The sequence below is a fragment of the Flavobacterium sp. genome, assembly GCF_031363805.1.
Classification (GTDB): Bacteria; Bacteroidota; Bacteroidia; order Flavobacteriales; family Flavobacteriaceae; genus Flavobacterium.
On the sequence record NZ_JANLVD010000182.1, the window covers coordinates 1 to 2,874 of the forward strand.

General features: G+C 29.0%; 2 protein-coding genes. Both read left to right on the forward strand.

Annotation, left to right across the window (positions count from 1 at the left end; translation table 11 throughout):
• Positions 1 to 1,536, forward strand: a 1,536-nt coding sequence (locus tag RMN92_RS10160) for a glycoside hydrolase family protein (RefSeq protein WP_309609338.1), incomplete at its 5' end; no start/stop codon positions are given.
• A complete protein-coding gene (locus RMN92_RS10165) occupies positions 1,520 to 2,575 on the forward strand; it encodes a hypothetical protein (protein ID WP_309609339.1) in 1,056 nt (351 codons plus the stop codon). The genes RMN92_RS10160 and RMN92_RS10165, both read left to right, overlap by 17 nt.
• Positions 2,576 to 2,874 lie beyond the last annotated feature (299 nt).

Here is a 2,874-nt window from a genome sequence, read left to right on the forward strand (position 1 = left end):
AAAGAAACTTCGCTTATTGATCAGGCTATTATGAAAATAAAAAATGCTACAGGTTGGGAGCCTATAACGGTGGAAGGAATTACAAATGCAATTGTAGACATGTTTAGTCCTGATGAAAAAATCCCGTCATGCGAGCAGAAATATTGTATTAAAAAAGGAGATAAAAACGAATTGATTCGTGAAATTAATATTCGTTTGGCTGGTTTTGGTGGCAATGTCCCTACGGATGAGTTTACCGATCGTACTGAAAAAATGATTAAGCAGTTTCAAAAAGATTATATGAAAGTTGAGGAAACTGGTAGAGTTTGTGGGAATGTTTTGAAGGCGATCGATGAGTTTCAAAATAAATATGTGATTGATATCAATCAAGCTAAATGTAATTGTGGTAAGTGTCCTGGCTTTGGAAATGGAAAATTTTCTGAAGAAAAAAATGATTCTAAAATTTCTGAGAAATCCAGAAAATATGAATATCCCGGAGTACATCGAACAATATTATGGACACAAAGAGCTATTCAATTTTACTTAGCAACAATTGAAAAAAATAAAAATTTACGTGTGGGTTTAATATATTCTGGTTATAGATGTAATATTAACAACATTCAGCACCCCGACAAACATGGAGTTCCAAGGAGTTCAACAAATCATATGGGAAAAGCTTCTGATTTACATATTTACAAGCTAACGGATAATATTACAACTGAGTCTAATGCTGACAAAGTACGAGATTTGCTAGTAAAATATTCTGGTGCAAAATATAGATGGGGAGTTAAAAATGTAATCGCATTGGAACCAAGCAGTAGAGATAAAATAGGAAAAGAATTTATTGCAACAACATGGGTTCATTATGATGTTAGAACTTTTGACCTGATACATTTAGAAGATAAATATTTTGTAAAATCTATGTCTGATTGTAATGGCAAAAGCATAGTTATCATAGCAAATGATTTAGGTTATCAAAAAACCTGTATTTGTTCTGGAGGAGGTAACAATTCAGAAAAAACTAAACAAGAAGAAAAACCTTTAACAGATAGAGTAGATCCAAAGACATTAAAAACATCGGATAAAGGAATACAGTTCATAAAAGATTGGGAAACTTTTAAACCTAAACCTTATAATGATTCTGAGGGCTACTGTACTATAGGTTATGGTCATTTAATTGAAAAAGGCAAATGTGAAAACATTCAAATACCTGAAAAATTTAAAAATGGAATAACTGTAGAGAAAGCTGTTGAATTGTTTAAAGGTAGGCTTGCTGATTTTGAAAAAGCAATTCAGAGAGACATAAAAGTACCATTACATCAATATGAGTTTGATGCTTTGGTAAGTTTAACTTTCAATACTGGTGAGAATTTTCTAAATACGGGAGGTCTAAATGATAAGGAAACTCAAATAAAGAAAAAAATTAACAAAAAAGAATATGAAGCTGGTGCAGATGAAATGTCAGATGTAACAAACAATGGTACATCAGGATTAGTAAAAAGAAGAAAGGCAGAAATTAATATGTTTAAAACAAATATTTATGATTCCACACATTAAAAAAATTAAATTACTTGCAATCGTATTATTTTCTTTGTCAAGTTTATCATGTAAAGATAAATTAGAGAAAGAAATAGAAAGTAAAAATTCAAATTCGGAAAATTTAGATTCTAAATTTTCAAACGTAACCGACGAAATAGTCAGTAACGATAATGAAGCTGCAAATTATCATTTTTATTATACTTATTTTCAAAGTGGTGGTGATACAGATTTGCCAGAAGTTAGTGAAGAAGAAATTATAGAAAAGTTTAAAAAGATGCAAGTGATAATATCTAAAAACAGTATTTCTTTAGATGGCGTCAAGTCATTATACACTATTGAGAAGGGAGATTCAAAAAAATTCTTTGGAAGAAAATATGTTTATAACTACAACGTTGATGTATATAAAAACTTTTTTAATGTAGATTTAAGTAATGAAGTAACTTATTTAAATTTAGATGTTGAAAATAATGATTTGTTACCCTTTCAGGATTACTTTTTAGAAGCTGGAGATGCAATTTTTGAAAATGATTGTCTGTTTTTAAACTACAAAAGATATATTATTTGCTTTAAAAAAAATAGTGAAAATAAAGTTTGGGATAAAAAATATTGTGAATTACCATTCGATTATGAAAGAGTAGATCGCTCATGTCAGAGAGATTTAAGAAGTAGATATTCTGAATTATGTAATAATGAATATCCTATTACGTATTTTAAAAATGACGATAAATTAAAAATTATAATACAAGACAAACTCAAAAATAAAAACCCTTTACAGTACTATAATCTAAAAACATCGTTAAAAGATATTCAGACAATAATCCTTGTATGTGAACATGAAGAGGAAAGTTACGGAGATCAATTTATAGTAACTCTAAATGGAAATAAAATAATTTCTGTTCTCACCGATGAAACAAATGATTTTTTTCACTCGATGAATTTTGTTATTGATAATGATTTAAAAATAACTTTTTATGAAAATAATGGAATTCATCCTAAAAATAAGATAGTGAATGTTTATAAAATTAATTCTGACGGAAGCTTTCTCAAAGTGAAATAAATATTTAAAAAAAGACTTTCATTATATTTTAATAAAAATAAATTTAAAAACGGCTCTCAAGCCGTTTTGCTCTTTGAAATAAATTAAATGTAAAATTTTGCGTCTACTGCCCCAAATTGCAGCGACAGCCCCGAGGAATTAAAAGCTATTTTTTCTAGGAGCAACAGAGCGACCAAAGGAAGCTCCTGTTGCGAGCATAGAAAAAAAGCTTTTGAGACGAGGGCTAGAGCGAAAAGTTGGAATAGGCACGAAAAAGAAAATTGTATTGGCAAAATGTAATTGTTATAAACATTTCATTT

Coding starts and splice junctions, on each gene's coding strand:
- RMN92_RS10165 (WP_309609339.1), top strand. CDS start 1,520: ATGATTCCACACATTAAAAAAATTAAATTACTTGCAATCGTATTATTT.